This is a genomic window from Streptomyces sp. NPDC051582, assembly GCF_040681715.1.
GTDB lineage: Bacteria > Actinomycetota > Actinomycetes > Streptomycetales > Streptomycetaceae > Streptomyces.
The window spans coordinates 49388-73853 of the sequence record NZ_JBFAZJ010000002.1; the positions used below are offsets into that span (position 1 = coordinate 49388).

Genomic DNA, 24466 nt, shown 5'->3' on the forward strand with positions numbered 1-24466 from the left:
ACCTCCTCTGACGCGCGCGGCGGCCCGGCACACCTCCTGGTGTGCCGGGCCGCCGTGTTTTCGCCCGTACGGGTTACCTCGTGCCGCGCAGGCGACGCCACGGGGTGAACGTGAAGACCGCGCCGCCGAGCAGGATCACCGTGCCGGCGACCAGGGCCAGGGCCTTGATGCCGCCCTCGTCCTCGGCGCCCGTCTCCGCGAGGCCGCCCGAGGCGGAGGTGGAGCCGGTGGTGGCCGGCGAGCCGGAGCCGCCCTCCTGGGCGGTGGTGTCGAGCTCCAGCGAGACGCCGCTGCTGGCCGCCTTGCAGGGCACGTTGATCGGCGTGGCTCCCGGGGCCATCGTGACGTCGATCGTCAACTGGTCCGGGCTCAGCGTGACCTTGCCGGTCTTGCCGGGCTTGTAGGTGCCGGTCATGTCGCTGAGGCTGACCGGCGCCTTGTCCGGGATCGGTTCGGCGTTGGCCGGGCCGGAGACCTTGACCGTGCCGCTGTCGGCGCCGCCGAGCTTGATGTTCATCGAGGGCTTGAGGGCGCCCGCCGGCAGGGCCATCGGGCTGGCCATCGCGCCCTTGGCGGTCTTGACGGTCAGGTCGTAACCGCCGCCGTTCTTCTTGGCGTTGATGGTGACCGGGGTCTTGATGCCGCCGGGGACGACCGGACCGCAGTCGAAGGCGACCTCGACGGGCTTGCCGGGGAAGTCGGTCTGGCCGCCGCCGCCACCGGCGGTGGACCCGGCGGTCGATCCGGCGGTCGAACCGGCGGTGGACCCGCTGGTCGAGCCGCTCGACGTGCCGCTCGTCGTACCGGCGGTGGTCCCGCTGGTCGTACCGGACGTGGTGCCGCTCGTCGTACCGGACGTGGTGCCGCTCGTCGTACCGGCGGTCGTGCCGCCGCTGGTGCCGGCCGACACGTCGATGGTCGCGCCCACGCCCACGGCTCCCGTGGGCGCGCACTTGGTGACGAACGTGCCGAAGGAGAAGGTGACCGCGACGTCGTACTTGCCGGGGGTCAGCGTGATCTTGCCCGCCTTGGTGAGCTTCAGCTTCCCCTTCATCGTCGACATCTGCATGGGGGCCTTCTTGGGGATCGGCGGGTTCTTCTTCTCCCCGACGACCTTCAGCTCGCCGCCCCCGCCGCCCACCGTGATCCAGCCGGTGGGCTGGACCGCGTCCTGCGGGATGTCCATCAGGTCCGTGTTGTTCGAGGCCGGCTTCACGGTCTCCCAGGACACGTCGATCTCGTCACCGACCTTCGCCGACGCCGGGGCGGTGACCTTGGCGGTGGTCTCGCCCTCCACCGGGTCGCCGCCGCCCGCCGGCGGCACGCACTTGACGTTGAACTTGGTCTCGGCCGCCTGGGCGGGACCGGCCCCGATGGCGATGCCGGCGCCGCCGAGCAGCAGCGCGATCACGGCCGCGCTCACCCTCCGTTGGGTCTTCACAAAGGTCCTTTCGTCGTCGGACTGTTCTCAGACGGTGCGGACGCCTGTGGTACGTGTGGGTTCCTCGGCCCCGGCGCGCTGTCCGGGGTGAACCACGGCAGTACCGCCGTGGTGGTCTGGGGGGAGTCCGGCGCGGGCGCCGGCCCGGCCCCGGAGGGGCCGCCCGGCTCCGGGGCGCCCGCGCCCCGGTGGCGGCCGCCGCCCGTCGCCGCCGTGCGCGGCCGGACCTTGTCGACGACGGCCATGCCGATGCGGAAGACCGCGGCCGGGATCACCAGCAGGAGCAGGCCCCAGAACAGCACCACCCCGTACGGACGGTCCACGCCCCAGGGCTGCGTGGCCACGACCGTGTCCCCGTACTTGAGGGAGACGGTGTAGTCCCCGTGCGCCCCCGCCGCCAGGCTGACGTTCAGCCGGACCTCCGCCTTGCCGCCCGGCGGGATCGTCCCCTTCCACCGGACCTCGTCCCACAGCGGCGCGAACACCCCGTGGGCGGTGCCGAGCTGGAAGACGGGGTCCTTGACCGGGGCCGAGCCGAGGTTGCCGACGGTGACCGTGAACTTCCGGGCGGGCGGGGCCCCGAACCAGGTCAGCACCCCGTCCCCGCCCTCCAGCCGGACCCCGCTGAGCATGGCCAGGCGCGCCGAACCGGACTCGGCGGGCAGCTCGGCCACCGGGTGGCCGGTGATCTTCAGGGGGGCGGCGACGGTGGCCTGGTCCCCGCCCACGGAGGTGACGTTGACGACGCAGGGGCAGGGCTTGGGCGGCGCCGCCACGGCCAGCCGGGCGGCGAACCGGCCGTCGTCGCCGACCGAGACCGCGGCCCCGTCGGCGTTGGCGCAGCTGTTGGTGCCGCCGATCATGTTCTGTCCGCAGACCAGCAGCATCACCAGGGTCTTGGCGCGCCAGCCGGTGCCGGTGACGGTGATCTCGGCGCCCTTGGCGGCCTCCTGGAGCGAGAGCGCCACGGCGGGTTCGCCCTCGGCGGCGAGCGCCGCCGGGGCCGGGAACAGGATCAGGGCGCACAGTGCCAACCCCGTCGCGAGGCACGCCACGACCTTTCCGCAGAGCCCTCGGACGCCCGTCCCGCCGGCCGTCCCGCCGACCCTTGCGCTCACCTGGGTGCTCCCGTCAGCTCGTGTTCCGGTGCCCGCTTCCCCGCGGGTACGGGCTCCTCGCCCGCCGGCGGCCCGCCGCGGGCCCGCCGCTTGCGTACGAGGAGCAGTGCGGCCAGGCCGACCCCGCCGAGGCCGAGCAGCCCCGCGCCGATCCGGGCCGCGATCCCCCAGGGCACGAACCGCGCCGAGGCGCCGGCGGTGGCCGGGGCCGCGCCGGGGGCGGTGACGGTGAGGGTGAGGTCGACGTCGTCCAGGACCGGCGCCCCGGGCCAGGGCTCGGTCAGCGACACCCGCTGACCGGGGAGCAGTTCCACGGGCAGGGGGCGGGCGGTCCGGCCGGGGACCTCGCCGAAGAGGCCCTCGGCGCGCAGGGCCAGTTCCGGGACGAGGGCCACGTTGCCCCGGTTGACCAGGGTGTACGCGACGACCGCGCGGGCCCCCTTGCCGCGCACGGAGACGTCCTCGACCGTGAGGGCGGCCAGCGTCGGGCCGCCGACGCGCAGGTGGACCCGTACGCCCGCCTCGCGGCCGTCCTCGGCGGCGATCACGGCGGCCGGGTGGTCGCCGGGCAGGGAGGCGGGCGGGAGGGTGACGGTGAAGGGGACCACCGCGCGGGTGCGGGGCGGGATCTTCACGGTGGCGGCGGACCCGAAGCTGATCCAGGAGCCGGCGCCGGGGGCGGTGCCGCTGCGGCCGTCTGCGGCCGGGGGCACCGCCGGGCGCACGGCGAGGGCGCCGTCCGCCGTGTTGTAGGCGTCGGCCCCGCGCAGGGTGACGGTGTGCTCCCGGTCGGAGGTGTTGGTCAGGGCCAGCCGGTCCTCCAGGACGGTGCCGGCCGGGCCCGCGAGGTAGAAGTACGGGCGCGCCGGCCCGGCGCCGCCCGCGGCGGGCTCGGCGGTCCAGCCGGGCTCGTCGGCGTGGGCGGCGGTCGCGGTGACGGCGGCGCCGCCCGCGGCCCCGAGCAGCAGGGCCGCGGCGAGCAGCGCGGCGCTCGGGCGCCGGCCGGCGGTGGGCGCGGGGGTGTGGAGCACGGGCATGGCCGGGGGCGCTCCGTTCAGGACCGGGCCCGCTGGCCGCGCCGGGTCAGCCAGAGCACGCCGGCCGCGCCGGTGAGGAGCACGGTGGCGCCGAGGGTGCCGAGGGCGAGGGCGGAGTCGGTGGGTCCGGTCTGCGGGAGGGTGTCCTCCGCGGTGCCCTCGGACTCCCCGGATCCTCCGGACCCGCCGGACGATCCCGCGCCCGTCACGTCCATCTCCAGGGAGGGCTTGGGGCTGTTGCCGGGGGTGCAGGTGGTCGTGGTCCCCAGCGCCTTGATGGTGAGCACGCCCGCCGTGAAGGTGACCTTGCCGCTCTTCTTGGGGGTGTAGGTGCCCGAGAGATCGGTGATCTTGATGGGGGTGTTGGCGGGCACGGCCTCGGGATTGGACGCTCCCGAGACCGGCACGGACGCCTTCTCCGCCCCGCCGACGAGGATGACGGCGCTGGGGCTCATGGCGCCCTTGCCGAGTTCGACGGGGCTGGACGAGACGCCCTTCTGGAAGGACATCGTCAGCTTGTACCCGCCGCCCTCCTTGACGGCCTTGATGTCGATGGGCGAGACCGCCGACTTGTCCCCGATGGGGGTCTTGCAGTCGTACGCGACGTCGACGACGTCCGCGTGGGCTGCGGGGGCGGCCAGCAGGACCGCCGCCGCGGCCAGCGCGGAGGCCAGCGCGAGCGCGGTGGAGCGTTTCCGGTCGGACACCTTCGTCTTCCCCTCGGGCCACGGGTTCCCGATGGCCGATTCCTGACGGCGCATCAGATTGGTGGCTCAAGGTACGCCCGGGGCCTTACGGAGGGAAGACAAAGGACAGGCCGGGATTGACCGTTCGTCAGTGTGCGCGGACGCCCTTCCGCCAGACCGCCGAAACCAGCGGAACGCCCGGCCGGTAGGCCAGGTGGACATGGCTCGGCGCCTCCAGGAGGGCCAGGTCGGCGCGGGCCCCGGGGGCGATCCGGCCGATGTCGGTGCGGCGCAGGGCGCGGGCGCCGCCGGCGGTGGCGGACCAGAGCGCCTCGTCCGGGGTCATCCGCATGTCGCGTACGGCGAGGGCGATGCAGAAGGGCATGGAGCTCGTGTACGAGGAGCCGGGGTTGCAGTCCGTGGACAGCGCGACGGTGGCGCCCGCGTCGATCAGGCGGCGGGCGTCGGGCCACTGGGCGCGGGTGGAGAACTCGGCGCCGGGCAGCAGCGTGGCGACGGTGGTGTCCGCGGCCTGGACGAGGGCGTCGACGTCGGCGTCGGTGAGGTGGGTGCAGTGGTCGGCGGAGGCGGCCTCCAGCTCCACCGCGAGCTGCACGCCGGGTCCGTGGGAGAGCTGGTTGGCGTGGACGCGCGGGATCAGCCCGGCGGCGGCGCCGGCGGTGAGGATCGCGCGGGCCTGGTCGCCGTCGAAGGCGCCCTTCTCGCAGAACACGTCGACCCAGCGGGCGTACGGGGCGCAGGCCGCGAGCATCTCGCCGGTGACGAGGCCGACGTAGCCGGCCGGGTCCTCGGCGTAGTCGGGGGAGACGATGTGCGCGCCGAGGTAGGTGACCTCCTCGGTGTGCGCGGCGGCGATGCGCAGGGCGCGGGCCTCGTCCTCGACGGTGAGGCCGTAGCCGGACTTGGTCTCGAAGGTGGTGGTGCCCTGGCGGCGGGCCTCGTCGAGGTGCCGGACCAGATTGGCTTCGAGCTCGGCGTCCGTGGCGGCGCGGGTGGCGGCGACGGTGGTGCGGATGCCGCCTGCGGAGTAGCTGCGCCCGGACATGCGGGCGTTGAACTCCGCGGTGCGGTCGCCGGCGAAGACGAGGTGGGAGTGGGAGTCGACGAAGCCGGGGATCAGCGCCCGGCCGCTCGCGTCGAACGCGGAGTCGGCGGCCGGGGCCCGGTCGGCGGGGCCGACCCAGGCGATGGTCTCGCCGTCGATGACGACGGCCGCGTCCCGGACGAGCCCGAGGGGGCTGCCGTCCCCCAGCGCGGGGTCGTTGGTGACGAGACTGCCGATGTTGGTGACGAGGGTGGTGGACATGGTTCCCTTCGGGAACGAGAACGTCAGCCGCGGACGGCTGCGATGGACTCGGACAGGGCGGACGGGACGTCCGGGACCAGGGTGTGCGACCCGTCGCGGACGATGTGGCGGCCGCCCACCACCGTGTGGCGGACATCGGCGGCCGTGGCCGCGAAGACGGCCGTCTCGGCGCCGAGGCGGGGCAGCGGACCCGCCGTACGGACGGAGTCCAGCGCGATCGTGGTGAAGTCCGCGAGCGCGCCAGCCTCCAGGCGGCCCGCGTCGGCCAGGCCCAGCGCCGCATGGCCGTCCGCCGTCGCCGCCGCCAGCAGCGCGTTCGCCGTCCAGTGCCCCCGGGTCCGGCTCCGCAGCCGCTCGTTGAGCTCCATCGCGCGGGCCTCCTCCAGGAGGTCGATCACCGCATGGCTGTCGCTGCCGAGCGAGAGCGGGCTGCCCGCGTGCTGGAGCCGGACGGCCGGGCCGATGCCGTCGGCCAGGTCCCGCTCCGTGGTGGGACACATGCACGTGCCGGTGGTCGTACCGCCGAGCAGCGCGATGTCCCCGTCCGTCAGGTGCGTGTTGTGGACGCCGACGGTCCGCGGACCGAGCACCCCGTGGTCGGCCAGCAGCTGCGTCGGGGTGCGCCCGTGCGCGGCCTTGCAGGCCTCGTTCTCGGCGGTCTGCTCCGAGAGGTGGACGTGCAGCGGGGCCCGCCGCTCCTCGGCCCAGCGGGCGACGGTGCCCAGCTGGTCCGCCGGTACGGCGCGTACGGAGTGGATCGCCGCCCCGATCAGCGCGTGCTCGCGCGGCTTCAGGGCCGAGACCCGCTCCGCCCACGCCTCGGCCGTCCCGTCCGAGAACCGCAGCTGGTGGTGGTCGGGGGCCTTGCCGAAGCCCGAGGACAGGTACGCCGTGTCCAGCAGCGTGATCCGGATGCCCGCCGCCGCGGCCGCCTCGATCAGCGCCTCGCCCATCGCGTTGGGGTCGGTGTACGGGGCGCCGCCCGGGGCGTGGTGCACGTAGTGGAACTCGCCGACGTTGGTGATGCCGGCCAGCGCCATCTCCGCGTACACCGCCCGCGCGAGCGCGAAGTACGTGTCGGGGGTGAGGTTCTGGGCGACCTGGTACATGAACTCGCGCCAGGTCCAGAAGGTCCCGGACCCCACCTGGACGCGGGAGCGCAGTGCCCGGTGGAAGGCGTGCGAGTGCGCGTTGGCCAGCCCCGGAACGGTCAGGCCGCGCAGTACCTCCGCTCCCGGCGGCGGGGTCTCGACCCCGGTCCGCAGGGAGGCGATCCGCCCCTCGGAGCCGCCCGCCACGCCGCCCGCGGCGCCGTCGCCGCCGGAGACGGTGAGGGCCACTCCCGGCTCCACGTGCGTGCCGAGCCAGGCGTGTTCCAACCAGTACGTCTTCACCGGCAGGCCAGTCCTTCCAGTACGTCGGCCAGCGCGAGGACTCCGGCCACGCAGTCGTCCTCGGCGGCGAACTCCCGCGGGGAGTGGGAGACCCCGGTCGGGTTCCGTACGAACAGCATCGCGGTCGGGACGGCGGCGGAGAGGATTCCGGCGTCGTGTCCCGCCCCCGTGCCGAGGACCGGTACGGAGCCGCCGAGGATCCGGTTCATCTCGTCGCGCAGCGCGTGCTCGAACTCGACGACCGGGGTGAAGGACTCCCGTACGACGGCCAGGTCGATGCCGTCCTGGTCGGCGCGCTCGCGCGCTGCCTTCTCGATGGCGGTGACCACGGTGTCCAGCGTCGCCTGGTCGGCGGCGCGGGAGTCGAGCCAGCCGCGCACCAGCGAGGGGATGGCGTTGACGCCGTTCGGCTCGACGGAGATCTTGCCGAAGGTGGCGACCGCCCCGGCGAGGGCCGCCTCGGTCCGGGCGGCCAGGACGGTCGAGGCGTACGTGAGCATCGGGTCGCGGCGGTCCACGAGACGGGTGGTGCCGGCGTGGTTGGCCTCGCCGCGGAAGTCGAACCGCCAGCGGCCGTGCGGCCAGATCGCGGACGCGATGCCGACGCGGTCGCCGGAGAGGTCCAGGGCCCGGCCCTGCTCGACGTGGAGCTCGACGAACGCGCCGATGCGGGCGAGGCGTTCGGGGTCGGCGCCGATGGCCGAGGGGTCGTACCCGGCGGCCTCCATGGCCTCGGGCAGGCTGATCCCGTCGGCGTCGCGGAGCTCGTACGCCTTCTCCTTGGTCAGCTGTCCGGCGGCCAGCCGGGAGCCGACGCAGGCGAGGCCGAAGCGGGCCCCTTCCTCGTCGCCGAAGTTGGTGATGGCCAGCGGCCTGGCGAACTCCGCGCCCCTCCTGCGGAGTTCGTCCAGGGCCGCGAAGGAGGACACCACTCCCAGGGGGCCGTCGAAGGCGCCCCCGTCGGGCACGGAGTCCAGGTGGGAGCCGGTGACGACGGCGTCACCGGCGAGGGGGTCGCCGAGCCAGGCCCACTGGTTGCCGTTGCGGTCGGTCTCGTACGCGAGGCCGCGGGCCTGGGCCTGGGCCTGGAACCAGGTCCGGCAGTCGGCGTCGGCCCCGGTCCACGCGTGGCGCCGGTAGCCGCCGGACTCGGCGTGGCGGCCGATGGGGGCGAGCTCGTCCCACATGGTGTGGAACGAGGCCGCCCCGGCGGGGTTGTCGCTCACGCGTCGTCGCCCTCGCGCATGGGGACGCGGACGCCGCGCTCGTCGGCGACCGTCTCGGCGATGTCGTAGCCCGCGTCGACGTGGCGGATGACGCCCATGCCGGGGTCGTTGGTGAGCACGCGGCGGATCTTCTCGCCCGCCAGCTTGGTGCCGTCGGCGACGGTGACCTGGCCGGCGTGGATGGAGCGGCCCATGCCGACGCCGCCGCCGTGGTGGATCGAGACCCAGGAGGCGCCGGAGGCCACGTTGACCATGGCGTTGAGCAGCGGCCAGTCGGCGATCGCGTCGGAGCCGTCGAGCATGGCCTCGGTCTCGCGGTACGGGGAGGCGACGGAACCGCAGTCGAGGTGGTCGCGGCCGATGGCCAGCGGGGCGGCGAGGGTGCCGTCGGCCACCATCTCGTTGAAGCGCTCACCGGCCTTGTCGCGCTCGCCGTAGCCGAGCCAGCAGATGCGCGCCGGCAGGCCCTGGAAGTGGACGCGCTCGCCGGCCATCTTGATCCACCGGTGCAGGGACTCGTTCTCGGGGAAGAGCTCCAGCATCGCCTTGTCGGTCTTGTGGATGTCCGAGGCCTCGCCGGACAGGGCAGCCCAGCGGAAGGGGCCCTTGCCCTCGCAGAAGAGGGGGCGGATGTAGGCCGGGACGAAGCCGGGGAAGGCGAACGCGCGGTCGTAGCCGGCCAGCTGGGCCTCGCCGCGGATGGAGTTGCCGTAGTCGAAGACCTCGGCTCCGGCGTCCATGAAGCCGACCATGGCCTCGACGTGCTTGGCCATGGACTCGCGGGCGCGGGTGGTGAAGCCGGCCGGGTCCTTGGCCGCGTACGCCGCCATGTCGTCGAAGTCGACGCCGACGGGCAGGTACGCGAGCGGGTCGTGGGCGGAGGTCTGGTCCGTCACGATGTCGATCGGGGCGCCCTCGGCGAGCATCTGCGGGAGCAGCTCGGCGGCGTTGCCGAGGAGGCCGATGGAGAGCGGCTTGCGGGCGTCGCGGGCTTCGACGGCCAGCTGGAGGGCGTGGCGCAGGTTGTCGGCCTTGACGTCCAGGTAGCGGTGCTCGATGCGGCGCTCGATGGCGCGCGGGTCGACGTCGATGCAGATCGCGACGCCGTCGTTCATCGTCACGGCCAGCGGCTGGGCGCCGCCCATGCCGCCGAGGCCGGCGGTCAGGGTGATGGTGCCGGCGAGGGTCCCGTCGAACTTCTTCGCGGCGACGGCCGCGAAGGTCTCGTAGGTGCCCTGGAGGATGCCCTGGGTGCCGATGTAGATCCAGGAACCGGCGGTCATCTGGCCGTACATGGTCAGGCCGAGGGACTCCAGACGGCGGAACTCCTCCCAGTTGGCCCAGTCGCCGACCAGGTTGGAGTTGGCGAGCAGCACGCGCGGCGCCCACTCGTGGGTCTGCATCACGCCGACGGGACGGCCGGACTGGACGAGCATCGTCTCGTCCTGCTTGAGGGTGCGCAGGGTGCGGACCATCGCGTCGTACGAGCGCCAGTCGCGGGCGGCCTTGCCGGTGCCGCCGTAGACGACGAGCTTGTCGGGGTGCTCGGCGACCTCGGGGTCGAGGTTGTTCTGGAGCATCCGGAGGGCGGCTTCCTGCTGCCATCCCAGGGTGCTGAGCTCGGTGCCTCGCGCAGCACGTACGGGGCGGGGTCCTGACATGGCGGTGCCTCCTCCGGTGTTGGTCAATCCATTCACATCCTGGCTGCCTGAATAGATTCAGTCAACAGCTGCGGGCCGACCCGCCGGGTGATTGGCTGGCGGGCATGGCTGCCGAGATGCACGCGATGGACGCTCCGGACGCGGCGAAGCGCCGGGACCTGGCCGTACGGGCCGCCGTCGAGCAGGGTCTGGTGGGCGGGGCGGAAGGCTCGCAGCCCCTGGTCTGCCTGCTGGACGTGGCCGGGATCCGCTCCTCCGCCGCCGCCCTGACCGGCGCTTTCGCCGCCGTCCTGGCTCCCGGTACCCCCGTCCTGCACGCCTTCGCGGTGAAGGCCTGCCCGCTGGTGCCGGTGCTGCGGCTGCTGGCGGAGCACGGCCTGGGCTGCGAGGTGGCCGGTCCGGGCGAGCTGGAGCTGGCCCGGGCGGCGGGGGTGGAGCCGCGGCGGACGGTCCTGGACTCCCCCGCCAAGACGGTGGCCGAGCTGCGCGAGGCACTGGCCCTGGGGATCGCGGTGAACGCGGACAACCGCCAGGAGCTGGACCGCCTGGACGCGCTGATCGCGGGCGCCCCCACCCGGTCCCCGGTCGGGATCCGGATCAATCCGCAGACGGGCGCGGGCACGATCGACGCCCTCTCCACCGCCACCACGACGTCGAAGTTCGGCGTCGCGCTCCGGGATCCGGGCGCCCGCGCGTGGCTGGTCAGCGCGTACCTCGACCGCCCGTGGCTGACCCGGCTGCACATCCACTCGGGTTCGCAGGGCGTCCCCCTGTCCCTGATCGCGCAGGGGGTGCGCGACCTCCACGCCCTGGCCGAGGAGATCAACGCGGCGGCCGGACGCCGCCAGGTCGACACCCTCGACATCGGCGGCGGCCTGCCGGTGAACTTCGACTCGGACGAGGAGACCCCGACGTACGCGCAGTACGTGGCGGCCCTGCGCGAGGCCGTGCCGGCCCTGTTCCGCGGCCGCTACGGCCTGGTGACGGAGTTCGGCAGGTCGCTGCTGGCCAAGCACGGGCTGGTGGTCTCCCGGGTCGAGTACACGAAGACCACCGGGGGCCGCCGGATCGCGCTCACGCACGCGGGGGTCCAGCTGGCCACCCGTACGGTGTACGCCCCGGCGGCGTGGCCGCTGCGGATCCTGCCGTACGACGCCAAGGGCGCCCCGAAGACCGGCCCGCCCGTCGCCCACGACATCGCGGGACCGGCCTGCTTCGCGGGCGATCTGCTGGCCACGGGCCGGGACCTCCCGGAACTGGACCCGGGCGACCTGGTCGCGGTCCCGGACACGGGCGCGTACTTCTTCACGGCCCACTACGGCTACAACAGCCTCCCCCGCCCCGCGGTCCACGGCTTCACCACCACGCCCTCCGGCGGGACCCGCTTCACCCTGGCCCGCCCCGGGCAGTCCCCGGCGTCCCTGGTCACGGAGGCGGGCGGCGAGTTCCGCGACGCCCTCCTGTGACGCCGGCCGCGCCCCGGCTACTCCACGAACAGGCCCCGCGCCGCCGCGCGGGCGTCGAAGGCCTCCAGGCGGGCCTGGGCGTCGGGGAGGGCGTCGGCCATCGCCTCCAGCAGCACCCGGCCCAGCAGCATCGGCGCGCAGGCCGTGTCGAAGGCCAGGCCCGTGCCGACCGGCGCCGGAATCAGCAGGTCCGAGGAGCGGGCCACCGGCGCGAAGGCCGAGTCGGCGACCGTCACCACCTTCAGCCCCGCCCCCCGCGCGTGGTCCAGCGCCTCCGCCACCTCCCGCGGATGCCGCGGCAGCGCGAAGCACAGCAGCGCCGAAGCCCCCGCCCCCGCCGCCGCGTCGATCCGGTCGGCGAGCATCGAGCCGCCCTCGTCGAGCAGCCGTACGTCCGGATGCACCTTGGCGGCGAAGTAGGCGAACCCGCGCGCCTGCGAGGACGCCGCGCGCAGCCCCAGTACCGGCAGCGGACGGGACCCGGCCAGCACCCGCCCCGCCTCCTCGACCGACGAGGGGTCGGCGAGCATCGCCGACAGCTGCCGCAGGTTCTCGATCTCGCCCTGGACGGCCTGCTGGTACTCGTTGTACGCGTCCTCGTGCGCGGCGGCCGCGGCCCGCTCGGCGGGAGCCACCTCCCGCAGGTGCCGGCGCAGCGCCGGATAGCCGTCGAAGCCGAGCGCCACCGCGAACCGGGTCACCGACGGCTGGCTCACCCCGGCCAGATCGGCGAGCTCCACGCTCGACAGGAACGGCACGTCGGCCGCCCCGCGCACCATGCAGTGGGCGATCCGGCGCTGGGTGGGCGTCAGCCGGTGCCCCTCGAACAGCTTCTGCAGCCGCGCTGCCGGGCTGTCGCTCATCCCGACCCCTCCGTCCCCGTGAATATTCAGTCACCGAGCACTCTGCATGCGGTTATGCAGCACGGCAAGCCGCGGACCGCTCCGCGAGACGTCCCGGGCCGGGACGGCGGCGAAAACGGGGGAATTGCGGGGGTGGGGGGCGGGGCGGGACGGGCGCGGGTGGGGCGGGGCGCGGCGCGGCGCGGCGGGGAATACGGGGGCTAACCCCAGTGTCCCGGCCGCCGGCCGTTCCTACGCTGGGCGCATGGAGTCCCAGGAGCTGAAGAAGGAACTCGACGCGACGTTGGACGCCCGGCGCGAGCTGGGGCCGGACTACGAGGCCGCGCTCGTGGACTCCTTCGTGGAGAAGGTCGACACGCAGGTCCGGCGCAGGCTGGCCGAGGAGCGGCTGGCCGCCGCCCGCGGCGGCCCCGCCGGCAGGCCGTCCCCGCTGGAGGGCGGCTTCGGCGAACGCTTCGGCTTCGCCATCGTCACGCTGGTCCTGGCGATCCCGCTGTCGGCCATCGGCGCCACGCAGGCGGGGCTCAGCGGCCTGCTGGTCGCCTGGGCGGGCGTACTCGGCGTGAACTTCGTCCACGCCACGAAGCGCCTGCGCCTGCGCGACAAGGCCGAGTGACACCGGACCGGGAGGGTGTGCGCGGGGACCGCCGCACCCTCGCGCGAGCGAGGGGCGGGACGACGGCGGTCCCCGCGAAGGACACGGGCCGGGTCAGGGCCGTCCGCGTCCGTGGCGTTCGCGCGGTCCGGGAGCCGCTCCGGACGTACGCCAACGCCGTTCGGTGGTGCCGGCCGGGAGGTTCGCCCTCCCTGCCGACAACCACCACTGTGCCGGAGCCGTGTTAAGCCGGTGCTGCCACCACATGACGGTCCCGTACCTTTTGTGCGACGGCCCGACACGGCGTCATCGCGCCACGCGCTCGCGCCACTTCGCGGCTACCGCGCGGCTACTTCGCGCCCTTGGCGAGGAACGCCAGCAGGTCCTGCCGGCTCACCACACCGGTCGGCTTGCCCTCGACCAGCACGATCGCCGCGTCCGCCTCGCCCAGTACGGACATCAGCTCCGACACCGGCTCGCCCGAACCGACCTGCGGCAGCGGCCGGCTCATGTGCTTCTCCAGCGGGTCCGACAGCGAGGCCTGCTTCGCGAACAGCGCCGCCAGCAGCTCCTTCTCCACGACCGAGCCGATGACCTCGGCGGCCATCACGTCCGGGTGGCCGGCGCCGGGCTTGACGATCGGCATCTGCGAGACGCCGTACTCGCGCAGCACCTCGATGGCCTCGCCGACGGTCTCCTCGGGGTGCATGTGGACGAGGGAGGGGATGCCGCCCTCCTTGTCGTTCAGCACGTCGCCGATGCGCGCCGCCGGGCCCGCGTCCTCCAGGAAGCCGTGTCCCGCCATCCACTCGTCGCTGAAGATCTTGCTGAGGTAGCCGCGGCCGCTGTCCGGCAGCAGGACGACGACCACGTCGTCCGGGCCGAGCCCCTCGGCGGCCTTCAGCGCCGCGACGACCGCCATGCCGCAGGAGCCGCCGACGAGCAGGCCCTCCTCCTTGGCGAGGCGACGGGTCATCTGGAAGGAGTCCTTGTCGGACACCGCGATGATCTCGTCCGTCACGTTCGGGTCGTACGCGGTCGGCCAGAAGTCCTCGCCGACGCCCTCGACCAGGTACGGCCGGCCCGATCCGCCGGAGTAGACCGAGCCCTCGGGGTCGGCGCCGATGACCTTGACCTTGCCGCCGGACACCTCCTTGAGGTAGTTGCCCGTACCCGAAATCGTGCCGCCCGTGCCGACGCCCGCGACGAAGTGGGTGATCTTCCCGTCCGTCTGCTCCCACAGCTCGGGACCGGTGGTCTCGTAGTGCGAACGGGGGTTGTTCGGGTTGCTGTACTGGTCGGGCTTCCAGGCGCCGGGCTCGCGCGCCAGGCGGTCGGAGACGTTGTAGTACGAGTCCGGGTGCTCGGGGTCGACGGCGGTCGGGCAGACCACGACCTCGGCGCCGTAGGCGCGCATCACGTTGATCTTGTCCATGGACACCTTGTCAGGGCAGACGAAGATGCACTTGTAGCCCTTCTGCTGGGCCACGATGGCGAGTCCTACACCGGTGTTGCCGCTGGTGGGCTCCACGATGGTGCCGCCGGGCTTGAGGGCACCGCTCTGCTCGGCGGCCTCGATCATCCGGACGGCGATGCGGTCCTTAACGGATCCACCGGGATTGAAGTACTCGACCTTGGCAAGGACGGTGGCCTGCAGGCCTTCGGTCACACGGTTGAGCTTCACCAGCGGGGTGTTGCCGACGAGGCTGATCATCGAGTCGTGGAATTGCACCATGTTCTCCAGGGAGGGGACTCCACGGGTTCTCCGGGAGGTCACGCCAGACTAAGCGGAAAGGGATTGGCCGACCGGCAGTACGGGGCAGGTAGGTCATCGGGACCCGGCAGGAAGGGAAGGTGGCTCAAGGGGTGTCCAGGGCGAGGACGGCCCGCCGGATCGCGGCGGGCGCGGCGTACGGCGGAGGCGGGCTCGGGCTGGTCGGAGTCGCCGCCGTGGGGCTGGTGCTGGCGGAGGTCCAGTTCGCGAAGCGGACGGTGGGCACCGGGCTCGGCGATCCGCCGCGGGCGGACGGGCTGTACGGGAGCGAGTTCGCGGCGCTGGTCGCGGCCGGTCCGGATCCGGGCGCGGGGCCGCTGCGGCTCGGCATGCTGGGCGATTCCACGGCCGCCGGGCTCGGCGTGCGCAGAGCCAGACAGACCCCGGCCGCGCTGCTCGCCTCGGGGCTGGCCGCGGTGGCCGAGCGGCCGGTGGAGCTGCGGAACGTGGCCCTCTCGGGGGCCATGTCCGACGACCTCGAACGGCAGGCGGGGCTGCTCCTGGACGGGGAGCTGCCGCCGCCGGACGTGTGCGTGATCATGATCGGCGCGAACGACGTGACGCGGCGGATGCCGCCGACGCAGTCGGTGCGCCATCTGACCTCGGCCGTACGAAGACTGCGGCTCGCGGGCTCCGAAGTGGTGGTCGGCACCTGCCCCGACCTGGGCACCATCGAGCCGGTGTACCAGCCGCTGCGCTGGCTGGCCCGGCGGGTCTCGCGCCAGCTGGCCGCCGCGCAGACGATAGGGGTCGTCGCCCTGGGGGCCCGTACGGTCTCCATGGGAGACCTGCTGGGCCCGGAGTTCGCGGCGAACCCGCGCGAAATGTTCGGCCCGGACTCGTACCACCCCTCGGCGGAGGGCTACGCGACGGCCGCCATGGCCGTCCTGCCCACGCTCTGCGCGGCGCTGTCGCTGTGGCCGGAGTCGGACCGGCTGGAGGTGGCGCGGGACGAGGACATGCTGCCGGTGGCCAAGGCGGCGTCGGCCGCCGCCGGGCAGGCGGGCACGGAGGTCACCCCGGCCCGCGGCCCGTGGGCCCTGCTGAAGCACCGCCGGCGCAGGCGGGTCCCGGCCGAGGACCTGGCGGCCGCTCCGGCCTCCCGGGCGGCGTCCCCGTCCCCGCCCCGGGCCGACACCCCGTCCCCGGGCTGAGGGCCGCCGGGCGCGGCCGGGCCGGGCCGGGCCGGGGCCCGGAACAGAAGGCCGGCCCGGCGCGTTCCACCCGCGGAGCGACCGGCATCACATGCCCAAGTCGGTGACCTCGACCGTACGGGCCGGTAACTTCGCTTGCGGTCCCGCAACGAGCCGCAACTCACCCCCCTTGGAGCCCCGATGCCCGAAGCAGTCATCGTTTCCACCGCCCGCTCCCCCATCGGGCGCGCCTTCAAGGGGTCCCTCAAGGACGTGCGTCCGGACGACCTGACCGCCACGATCATCCAGGCCGCCCTCGCCAAGGTCCCCGAGCTGGACCCGCGCCAGATCGACGACCTGATGCTCGGCTGCGGTCTCCCGGGCGGCGAGCAGGGCAACAACCTGGCCCGCATCGTGGCCGTGCAGATGGGCATGGACTTCCTGCCCGGCACCACCATCACCCGCTACTGCTCCTCCTCCCTCCAGACCTCCCGCATGGCGCTGCACGCCATCAAGGCGGGCGAGGGCGACGTCTTCATCTCGGCCGGCGTCGAGACGGTCTCGCGGTTCGCCAAGGGCAATTCCGACTCCTGGCCCGACACCCACAACCCGCTCTTCGCCGACGCGGAGGCCCGTACGGCCGCCGTCGCGCAGAGCGAGGGCTCCTCGTGGCAGGACCCGCGCGAGGGCGGCCTCGTCCCCGACGCCTACATCTCGATGGGCCAGACCGCCGAGAACCTGGCCCGGCTCAAGGGCGTGACCCGCCAGGACATGGACGAGTTCGGCGTCCGCTCGCAGAACCTCGCCGAGGCCGCCATCAAGAACGGCTTCTGGGAGCGGGAGATCACCCCGGTCACCACCCCGGACGGCACCGTCGTCTCCGCGGACGACGGCCCGCGCGCCGGCGTGAGCCTGGAGGGCGTCCAGGGCCTCAAGCCCGTCTTCCGCCCCGACGGCCTGGTCACGGCCGCCAACTGCTGCCCGCTCAACGACGGCGCCGCCGCGCTGGTCATCATGAGCGACACCAAGGCGCGGGAGCTGGGCCTGACCCCGCTGGCGCGGATCGTCTCCACCGGCGTCACCGGCCTCTCCCCCGAGATCATGGGCCTCGGCCCGGTCGAGGCGTCGAAGCAGGCCCTGAAGCGCGCCGGTCTGACCGTGGGCGACATCGACCTGTTCGAGATCAACGAGGCCTTCGCGGCCCAGGTCATCCCGTCGTACCGCGACCTGGAGATCCCGCTGGAGAAGCTGAACGTCAACGGCGGCGCCATCGCCGTCGGTCACCCGTTCGGGATGACCGGCGCCCGCATCACCGGCACGCTGATCAACAGCCTCCAGTTCCACGACAAGCAGTTCGGTCTGGAGACCATGTGCGTCGGCGGCGGCCAGGGCATGGCGATGGTGATCGAGCGGCTGAGCTGAGCCGGAGCGGAGGGTAGGGGTCGCTGCGAGGTACGAGCGGCGGCACCTGCCCGTAGCGGTGGCGAAGCTCAGCGCGACCAGAAGACCGAGCGGCTGAGCTGAGCCGGAGCGGAGGGTAGGGGTCGCTGCGAGGTACGAGCAGCGGCACCTGCCCGTAGCGGTGGCGCAGCTCAGCGCGACCAAAGGATCGAGCGGCTGAGCCGAGCCGGGTTCCGCCGTCCAGACGCCGCAAGGGATCCGCTTGATCCCTTGCGGCGTTGCTGACACCGAATCCAATCCCGTCGCGGCCGACCTGTGACCGAATCTCCCCCAGGATGTGACCTTCGTCCTGGGGGTTTGGCATTTCCGCAGGTCAGAGCAGATTTGCAAGAGCCGTGTGTGACCAAAGCCCTGTCCAATTCGTGACGTAATGCACTGCACGCCATTCCCAGGTCAGGACACTCTGATGTAGGAAGTCGGGGGATCGAATCAATCAGGAGTTAGTCAGTGAGCGCCATGTCTCTTGCCCTACTGCTGACCACGGCCGCCGCCGCGGCCGTGGGCGCTGCTGCGCTGCACGCCGTACACGGCCTGCGCAAGCAGGTGACGGCCCTCCGCGGTGAGCTGGCGACGCCCGCCCACACCCGCGGCACGACCGTCCCGCACGCCCGCAGTGCCGTGCAGTCCCCCGCCGCCGAGATACGAGCCGCCGTGGCCGAGGCCCTGGCCGAGGAGCGCGAGCGCGAGCTCGCCGAGGCGCGGGCCTTCTGGGCCGCGCAGGAGGCCCGTGACGCCGCCGACGCGCCTTCGCTGCTCGGTGGCCTGCCCGGCCTCGGTGAGGACGGCCCGGGCGTCTTCCTGCCCCGCCAGGCCGACCTGGTCGGTCTGGAGCCGCTGCTCGGCGACGAGGCCGTCGACGACTACCCCGAGGATTCGGCCGAGCTGGCCGCCGCCCGCCGGCGCCACCCCTCGCACCCCGACTTCGTACCGGTCCAGGCCTCCGCCCCCGGCGCCGACCACGAGCGCACCGTCTCGCGCCTGGAGGAGCTCGCGGAGGCCCGTACGGCCCTCGCGGACGTCCGCCCGGGCCCGCTGGGCACGCTCGACGTGTACGTCTTCACCGACGGCACCACGCTGTGCATGACCCCGGGCCACCGGGAGACGGCGGAGCGCCTCGCCGAGGCACTGCGCTCGGGCACCGCGCCGATCCTGCTGGGCGGCTCCGGCATCTCGGGCGCCTACGCGCTGACCTTCTCCTGCGGCGACACCCAGGACCCTGACGACAACGTCTACATCCTCGCGGACCGCGTCATCGCGTCGCTCTGACGACCGCGCCGCTCCGCGCGGCGCGCCGATCAGCGCGTCGCTCCGGCTTCCGCCAGCTCCACCAGCCGTACGGCCTCGTCCAGCATCACGGACGGGGCCTTCGCGGTTTCCGGGGCCCCCTCGGCGGCGGCGCGCAGGGCCTCGGCGAGGTCCAGGCCGGCGACCGCCACCTGGTCCCCGACCACGAACACCCCCGCGTCGGGCATCTCCCGCGCCGGAGCCGCCCCCGCGCCCTCACCCCGCGTCTCCAGCGCCTGGGACCGTACGGAGAGCTCCCGGGCCAGCTCCAGGGCCCGGGCCGCGGCCCCCTGCTGGAGACGGCTCTGCGGCATGGCCCGCAGCCGGTCGGCGAAACGTTCCACGGCGGCGGTCAGGGGCGAAGTATCAAGCACCCGGCCGACCTTACGCGCCGCCGCGGCGCCATTGCCAACGGGCGAACTCTCCGGCACGGTGGCGTGAAGAGAACAGCACAGCACGGCGATACCTCCGGAGGCGCCCATGTCCGTAGAGTTCTCCGAGCAGACCCACCGCAACATGATCGACAGAATCCCCCTGACGACCGGTCGTGAAGTCTCCGACTGGCTCCGGGACGTGGACGACGGCCCCTCCCTCGTCCGGTTCGAGGAGAAGGTCAGCTGGCTGCGCGGCGCGCACGAACTCTCGTACGGCCAGGCCAAGGCGATCATCCACGAGTACGACCTGCGCAGAGCGGCTCGCAAATTCGGCTGAGCCCGTCCCCGACCCGACACCCACCACTCCCTCCGTCCCCGATCCCGTGCCCCTCCGAGACGCGGGAAGGCCCCGCGAGCGGTGAGCTCGCGGGGCCTTCCCCTTGTCGTCCGTACGGGTTCGACGACCGGTACGACTAGTCGTCGCCGGAGAGGATCTGGAACAGGCGCAGCAGCTCCAGGTAGATCCACACCAGGGTCACCGTGAGGCCGAAGGCCGCCAGCCAGGCCTCGTCGCGGGGGGCGCCGTAGGTGATGCCGTCCTCGACCTGCTTGAAGTCGAGGGCGAGGAAGCAGGCGCCGAGGACGACGCCGACGATGCCGAACAGGATGCCGAGGCCGCCGCTGCGGAAGCCGAGGCCGTCACCGCCCGCGAAGACCGAGAACAGCAGGTTCGCGACCATGAGCAGCATGAAGCCCATGGCGGCCGCCATCACGAAGCCGTAGAAGCGGCGGGTGACGCGGATCCAGCGCATCTTGTACGCGAACAGCACGGAGGCGAAGACGCACATCGTGCCCAGCACGGCCTGGATGACCACGCCGGCACTGAAGTAGGTGCTCGTGGCCGAGCTGAGGACGCCGAGGAAGAAGCCCTCGAAGGCCGCGTAGCCGAGGATGACCGGCGGGGAGGCCTTGCGCTTGAAGGACTGGACGAGCCCGAGGACCAGCGCGACGAGCGCGGCGCCGACGGCGATGCCGTACGACTTGTTGACGTTCGCCGGGTCGACGGGCATGGCGATCCACGCGATCGTCGCCGTGAGGATGACGGTGCCGAGCGTCATGGCCGTACGGCTCACGACGTCGTCGATGGTCATCACGTCGGTGCGGGCGGGGGCCTGCGGCATGCCGGTGGCGGCGTCCGCGGCGTAAGGATTCGTCGCGTACGGGTTGGTCCCGGCCTGCTGGTGCTGCGCGCCGAAGCCCGCGTAGCCACCGTTGTCGCGGCTGAACCCCCGTCGCGAGAAGACCGGGTTACTGCTCCTCATCTCACTCCTCCATGGCCACCGTGCGCGGCCTTGCAACAAGAGTAATGCGTTAGCAAAAATCTGACCCTACTGCTCAGGGAGGATCTTTGCCCAGCGCCTTACCGTGCATTTACGCAGACCGCACAAGAGATTTCCCATGATGTGGGCACATGGCGGCACAGGCGGGCGCCCGACGGGCGGAAGGCGCGGAGAAGCCCCGGACAGGCCCCGGACAGGCCCCGGGGAAGGTGCGCGCAGGACCCGGAACGCAGGACGGCGGGGGCACCCCATGGGCGCCCCCGCCGGTCCGTTCTGCGGGTCTCGACAGAGCATGTCGTGCCCGGAGCCGGACTTGAACCGGCACGGCCTAGGCCAGCGAGGTTTAAGCTCGCCGTGTCTGCATTCCACCATCCGGGCAGGGCGTAGCGGCTCCCGTACAAAAAGCACTGAACGCTGCGCCGAGCCTATCCGGATCACCCTGGTCAGCAGTGGGCCGTCTATCCGATGTTGTCTGATTTTATTGGCGCTTGAGGGGCCGTCAGGGGCCAGAACACGCGGTGGGCCCGTTACTGGCGGCGATCACCCGTGACGCGGGATTGACGGGATTTCGATGGCCCCCGCCACCCCTCCCGCCACCCCGCGCGCCACCCTCCCCGCCACCCCGGGCCACCCCGGCCGCCGGAAGCCGTCCGGCCGCCCCGCGCAAGTCCTTCCCCGACACCGCCCGGAGGCGGCGTCATACCAGAGGAGGAGGCGGCCCGTCCCGTGATCAGACTCCAGTGGGCCAGCGAACGGGCACCGCGGCTGATCCCCCGCAGGGGTGCCCGCCGCGACGATGGGAGCGTCCCGCCATTCCGCAGACCGCACCCCGGTCCGCAGCCCGAGGAGCCGCTCCCGTGACCACCATGAACTACGCCCCGCACACCACCCAGGCCGTGGCCGCCCGGGCCACCGGCCTCTCCAAGGTGTACGGCCAGGGCGAGACCCAGGTGGTCGCCCTGGACAACGTCTCCGTGGACTTCGGCCAGGGCCAGTTCACCGCGATCATGGGCCCCTCGGGCTCCGGCAAGTCCACCCTGATGCACTGCGTCGCAGGTCTGGACACCTTCTCCGCGGGTTCCGTCCGCATAGGCGACACCGAGCTCGGCACCCTCAAGGACAAGCAGCTGACCCAGCTGCGCCGGGACAAGATCGGCTTCATCTTCCAGGCGTTCAACCTGCTGCCGACGCTGACGGCGCTGGAGAACATCACCCTCCCGATGGACATCGCCGGCCGCAAGCCCGACAAGCAGTGGCTGGACACCGTCATCGAGATGGTCGGCCTCTCCGGCCGCCTCTCCCACCGCCCCACCCAGCTCTCCGGCGGCCAGCAGCAGCGCGTGGCCGTGGCCCGCGCCCTGGCCTCCCGTCCCGAGATCATCTTCGGTGACGAGCCCACCGGAAACCTGGACTCGCGCTCCGGTGCCGAGGTCCTCGGCTTCCTGCGCAACTCCGTCCGCGAGCTCGGCCAGACCGTCGTCATGGTCACCCACGACCCGGTCGCCGCCTCCTACGCGGACCGCGTCATCTTCCTCGCCGACGGCCGCATCGTCGACGAGGTCCTCAGCCCCACCGCCGACGTGGTCCTGGACCGCATGAAGGCCTTCGACGCCAAGGGCCGCACCAGCTGAGGGACGTTCCCTCCCCGTCCCCGCTGACCCCTTACCACCTGGACTCCTCCACCATGTTCCGTACCGCCCTGCGCAACGTGCTCGCGCACAAGGCCAGGCTGCTGATGACGGTGCTCGCCGTCGTCCTCGGCGTCGCCTTCGTCTCCGGCACCCTCGTCTTCACCGACACCCTCAGCAAAGCCCTCTCCAGCCAGTCCGCCAAGGGCTACGAGGGCGTCGCCGTCTCCGTGACCTCGTACGGCCCGACCCGCGGCGAGAACGGCCAGAAGGAGGGCGAGGCGGGCCTCAGCCAGCAGACCCTCGACAAGGTCAAGTCCCTCGGCGGCGTCGACTCCGTCTCCGGCCGCGTCTCCGGCTTCGCCGGCGTCGGTGACGAGAAGGGCCGGCTGATCGGCTCCGGCTGGTCCAACAAGGGCTCCAACTACGCCCCCGTCAAGGACGGCAAGGACCCGCGCTACGCCTTCACCGAGGGCACCGGCCCGGTCAAGGCCGGCGAGATCGCCCTGGACAAGGCGACCGCCGACACCGGCAAGTACAAGGTCGGCGACAAGGTCCGCGTCGCCACCAACGGCCCGGTGAAGGAGTACACCCTCTCCGGCGTCTTCACGACCGAGGACGGCGCGGTCAGCGCCGGCGGCAGCCTGGTCCTCTTCGACACCGCCGTCGCCCAGGAGCTGTACCTCAAGCCCGGCTTCTACCAGGAGCTGTCGGTCGCCGCCAAGGCGGGAACCTCCCCCGACCAGCTGCTCGGCGAGATCAAGCCGCTGCTCGACGACAAGCACACCAAGGCCCAGACCGGCACCGCCCTCGCCGCCGAACAGGCGAAGGACGTCGAGCGGGGCATGTCCAACATGAACCAGATGCTGCTCGCGTTCGCCGGCATCGCGCTCTTCGTCGGCATCTTCCTGATCTACAACACCTTCACCATGCTGGTCACCCAGCGCACCAAGGAGCTGGCCCTGCTGCGCGCCGTCGGCGCCAACCGCGGCCAGGTCATGCGCTCGGTCCTGACCGAGGCGCTGGTCGTCGGCGTCTTCTCCGCCGTCGTCGGCCTCGTCGCCGGCACCGGCCTGGCCGTCGCCATGCGCTCCGCGATCGAGGCCTTCGGCGCCAAGCTCCCGGCCGGCGACCTCGTGATCGCCCCGGGCACCGTCATCGCGGCCGTCGTCATCGGCGTCCTCGTCACCACCCTCGCCGCGCTGCTGCCCGCCTGGCGCACCGGCCGGATCGCCCCGGTCGCCGCCATGGGCAGCGCCCACCTGCCGGCCACCGCGAAGTCCCTGGTCGTACGGAACGTCCTCGGCTCGCTCATCAGCCTCGCGGGCATCGGCCTGGTCCTGCTCGGGGTGAACAAGGGCGGTGACACCGGCCGCATGACCCTCGGCGCCGGCGCGTTCTTCATGCTCATCGGCCTGATCGTGGTGCTGCCGCTGCTCTCCAAGCCCGTCATCGGGGCGGTCCGCCCCGCGCTGCAGAAGGCGTTCGGCGTCCCCGGCAAGCTCGCCGCGCAGAACGCCGTGCGCAACCCGCGCCGCACCGCCGTCACCGCCGCCTCCCTGGCGATCGGCCTGACCCTGGTCACCACCCTGTCGGTGCTCGGCATCACCCTCGGCCAGGCCATCGACCGGATGAGCACGGACAAGCTGAAGGCCGACTACAAGGTCTCGATGGCCGCCGAGGGCATGAGCCTGGACAAGTCGGTCGTCGACGCCCTGGCCAAGGCCCCCGGCATCAAGGCCGTCTCCCCGCAGGCCGACGGCTACTTCAAGGTCGGCGAGAACTTCCGCGCCGCGTCCGGCGTCAACCCGGCCGCCATCGGCCAGATGCTGAACATCGAGACCCTGGGCGGCTCGCTGGACAGCCTCGCCAAGGGCGAGGTGGCCGTCGCCGAGAGCACGGCGAAGAAGCAGAACCTCTCCGTCGGCTCCACGCTCCAGGTCCAGTACGACGACGGCGAGAAGGGCACCCTCAAGGTCGGCGCCGTCTACAAGGACCTGGAGGGCCTGCTCTCCCCGTACGTCCTCGACAACAAGATCCTCGGCGCGCACAGCGAGGACCAGTACATCCGCGAGGTGTACGTCAACACCACCGGCGGCGCCTCGAAGGCCGCGCAGCAGCAGGTGGTCGACGCCCTCGGCAAGAACCCGGCGATGAAGGTCGCCACCCAGCAGGACGTGCGCAACGAGATGGGCGGCATGATCAACACGATGCTGAACATCATGTACGGACTGCTCGGCATGGCGCTGATCATCTCGGTGCTGGGCGTGGTCAACACCCTCGCGATGTCCGTCTTCGAACGGACCCAGGAGATCGGCATGCTGCGGGCGATCGGCCTCGACCGCGGCCGGGTCAAGAACATGATCCGCCTGGAGGCCGTGGTCATCTCGCTCTTCGGCGCGGTGCTCGGCGTGGGCATCGGGATCTTCCTCGCCTGGGCGGTGGGCACCACCATCGCCAAGGGGATCCCGGACTACGCCCTGGTCCTCCCCTGGGAGCGGATCGGCATCTTCCTCCTGCTGGCCGCGGTGGTCGGCGTCCTGGCGGCCATGTGGCCCGCCCGCAGCGCGGCCCGGCTGAACATGCTGACCGCCATCAAGACCGAGTAGGCGCGGGAGGTTCCACCGCGGTTCGACGGCAGGGACACGGAAGGGCCCC

20 protein-coding genes and 1 tRNA gene are annotated in these 24466 nt (G+C 72.7%); 8 read left to right on the forward strand and 13 right to left on the reverse strand.

Going from position 1 to position 24466, the window contains the following annotated elements:
- Nucleotides 1-73: 73 nt before the first annotated feature.
- The 8 genes from AB0M92_RS03350 to hutU all read right to left on the reverse strand — a co-directional run bounded on the left by AB0M92_RS03350 (nt 74) and on the right by hutU (nt 9890).
- Entirely contained in the window at nt 74-1423 is a 1350-nt protein-coding gene (locus AB0M92_RS03350) for a hypothetical protein (protein WP_366100397.1), read from the reverse strand.
- A 14-nt stretch (nt 1424-1437) separates the two neighbouring features.
- Complete coding sequence (locus AB0M92_RS03355; protein ID WP_366100782.1) at nt 1438-2475, reverse strand: hypothetical protein; 1038 nt, start codon at nt 2473-2475, stop codon at nt 1438-1440.
- A gap of 80 nt (nt 2476-2555) precedes the next feature.
- Entirely contained in the window at nt 2556-3596 is a 1041-nt protein-coding gene (locus tag AB0M92_RS03360) for a hypothetical protein (protein ID WP_366100398.1), read from the reverse strand.
- A gap of 17 nt (nt 3597-3613) precedes the next feature.
- Nucleotides 3614-4303: an LPXTG cell wall anchor domain-containing protein gene (locus AB0M92_RS03365; RefSeq protein WP_366100399.1), complete on the reverse strand. Its 690-nt coding sequence runs from the start codon at nt 4301-4303 to the stop codon at nt 3614-3616.
- Between the two features lie 127 nt (nt 4304-4430).
- Entirely contained in the window at nt 4431-5609 is a 1179-nt protein-coding gene (gene hutI / locus AB0M92_RS03370) for an imidazolonepropionase (protein ID WP_366100400.1), read from the reverse strand.
- Nucleotides 5610-5632: 23 nt separating this feature from the next.
- Nucleotides 5633-7009 carry a formimidoylglutamate deiminase gene (locus AB0M92_RS03375; protein ID WP_366100783.1) on the reverse strand — a complete coding sequence of 459 codons (1377 nt, stop codon included), beginning with the start codon at nt 7007-7009 and terminating at the stop codon, nt 5633-5635.
- Nucleotides 7000-8190 carry an allantoate amidohydrolase gene (locus tag AB0M92_RS03380; protein ID WP_366100784.1) on the reverse strand — a complete coding sequence of 397 codons (1191 nt, stop codon included), beginning with the start codon at nt 8188-8190 and terminating at the stop codon, nt 7000-7002. Before AB0M92_RS03380 ends, AB0M92_RS03375 begins: the two co-directional genes overlap by 10 nt.
- 35 nt (nt 8191-8225) lie before the next feature.
- Nucleotides 8226-9890 carry a urocanate hydratase gene (hutU, locus tag AB0M92_RS03385; RefSeq protein WP_366100401.1) on the reverse strand — a complete coding sequence of 555 codons (1665 nt, stop codon included), beginning with the start codon at nt 9888-9890 and terminating at the stop codon, nt 8226-8228.
- Nucleotides 9891-9994: 104 nt separating this feature from the next.
- Here hutU and AB0M92_RS03390 point away from each other — a divergent pair, with 104 nt between their 5' ends.
- Nucleotides 9995-11356 (forward strand): diaminopimelate decarboxylase, encoded by a 1362-nt coding sequence (locus tag AB0M92_RS03390; protein ID WP_366100402.1) that lies wholly within the window; start codon nt 9995-9997, stop codon nt 11354-11356.
- A 17-nt stretch (nt 11357-11373) separates the two neighbouring features.
- On the opposite strand, the gene AB0M92_RS03395 is transcribed toward AB0M92_RS03390, so the two are convergent.
- Nucleotides 11374-12219 carry a MurR/RpiR family transcriptional regulator gene (locus AB0M92_RS03395; RefSeq protein WP_366100403.1) on the reverse strand — a complete coding sequence of 282 codons (846 nt, stop codon included), beginning with the start codon at nt 12217-12219 and terminating at the stop codon, nt 11374-11376.
- Nucleotides 12220-12463: 244 nt separating this feature from the next.
- Between AB0M92_RS03395 and AB0M92_RS03400 the strand changes: the two genes are divergently transcribed.
- On the forward strand, nt 12464-12835 hold the full coding sequence (locus AB0M92_RS03400) for a hypothetical protein (RefSeq protein ID WP_366100404.1): 372 nt from the start codon (nt 12464-12466) through the stop codon (nt 12833-12835).
- A 328-nt stretch (nt 12836-13163) separates the two neighbouring features.
- Here the strand turns inward: AB0M92_RS03400 and AB0M92_RS03405 are convergent, their stop codons facing one another.
- Nucleotides 13164-14546 carry a cystathionine beta-synthase gene (locus AB0M92_RS03405; RefSeq protein WP_366100785.1) on the reverse strand — a complete coding sequence of 461 codons (1383 nt, stop codon included), beginning with the start codon at nt 14544-14546 and terminating at the stop codon, nt 13164-13166.
- Nucleotides 14547-14680: 134 nt separating this feature from the next.
- Between AB0M92_RS03405 and AB0M92_RS03410 the strand changes: the two genes are divergently transcribed.
- From AB0M92_RS03410 to AB0M92_RS03420, 3 genes are all read left to right on the forward strand, one after another.
- Complete coding sequence (locus AB0M92_RS03410) at nt 14681-15742, forward strand: SGNH/GDSL hydrolase family protein (RefSeq protein ID WP_366100405.1); 1062 nt, start codon at nt 14681-14683, stop codon at nt 15740-15742.
- A gap of 180 nt (nt 15743-15922) precedes the next feature.
- Nucleotides 15923-17143: an acetyl-CoA C-acetyltransferase gene (locus tag AB0M92_RS03415; RefSeq protein WP_366100406.1), complete on the forward strand. Its 1221-nt coding sequence runs from the start codon at nt 15923-15925 to the stop codon at nt 17141-17143.
- 495 nt (nt 17144-17638) lie between these two features.
- Entirely contained in the window at nt 17639-18448 is an 810-nt protein-coding gene (locus tag AB0M92_RS03420; protein ID WP_366100407.1) for a hypothetical protein, read from the forward strand.
- 29 nt (nt 18449-18477) lie between these two features.
- On the opposite strand, the gene AB0M92_RS03425 is transcribed toward AB0M92_RS03420, so the two are convergent.
- A complete protein-coding gene (locus AB0M92_RS03425; RefSeq protein ID WP_366100408.1) occupies nt 18478-18840 on the reverse strand; it encodes a hypothetical protein in 363 nt (120 codons plus the stop codon).
- 106 nt (nt 18841-18946) lie between these two features.
- Between AB0M92_RS03425 and AB0M92_RS03430 the strand changes: the two genes are divergently transcribed.
- Nucleotides 18947-19177, forward strand: a complete 231-nt coding sequence (locus tag AB0M92_RS03430; RefSeq protein ID WP_366100409.1) for a DUF4287 domain-containing protein — start codon at nt 18947-18949, stop codon at nt 19175-19177.
- A 136-nt stretch (nt 19178-19313) separates the two neighbouring features.
- Here the strand turns inward: AB0M92_RS03430 and AB0M92_RS03435 are convergent, their stop codons facing one another.
- Both AB0M92_RS03435 and AB0M92_RS03440 read right to left on the reverse strand, forming a co-directional pair.
- Entirely contained in the window at nt 19314-20162 is an 849-nt protein-coding gene (locus tag AB0M92_RS03435) for a Bax inhibitor-1/YccA family protein (protein ID WP_366100410.1), read from the reverse strand.
- 316 nt (nt 20163-20478) lie between these two features.
- Nucleotides 20479-20558 (reverse strand) — tRNA-Leu (locus AB0M92_RS03440).
- Between the two features lie 488 nt (nt 20559-21046).
- On the opposite strand from AB0M92_RS03440, the gene AB0M92_RS03445 reads away from it, so the two are divergent.
- Together AB0M92_RS03445 and AB0M92_RS03450 are read left to right on the forward strand one after the other, a co-directional pair.
- Nucleotides 21047-21811, forward strand: a complete 765-nt coding sequence (locus AB0M92_RS03445; protein ID WP_366100786.1) for an ABC transporter ATP-binding protein — start codon at nt 21047-21049, stop codon at nt 21809-21811.
- A 53-nt stretch (nt 21812-21864) separates the two neighbouring features.
- Entirely contained in the window at nt 21865-24417 is a 2553-nt protein-coding gene (locus tag AB0M92_RS03450) for an FtsX-like permease family protein (protein WP_366100411.1), read from the forward strand.
- The last annotated feature ends 49 nt before the right edge of the window (nt 24418-24466 follow it).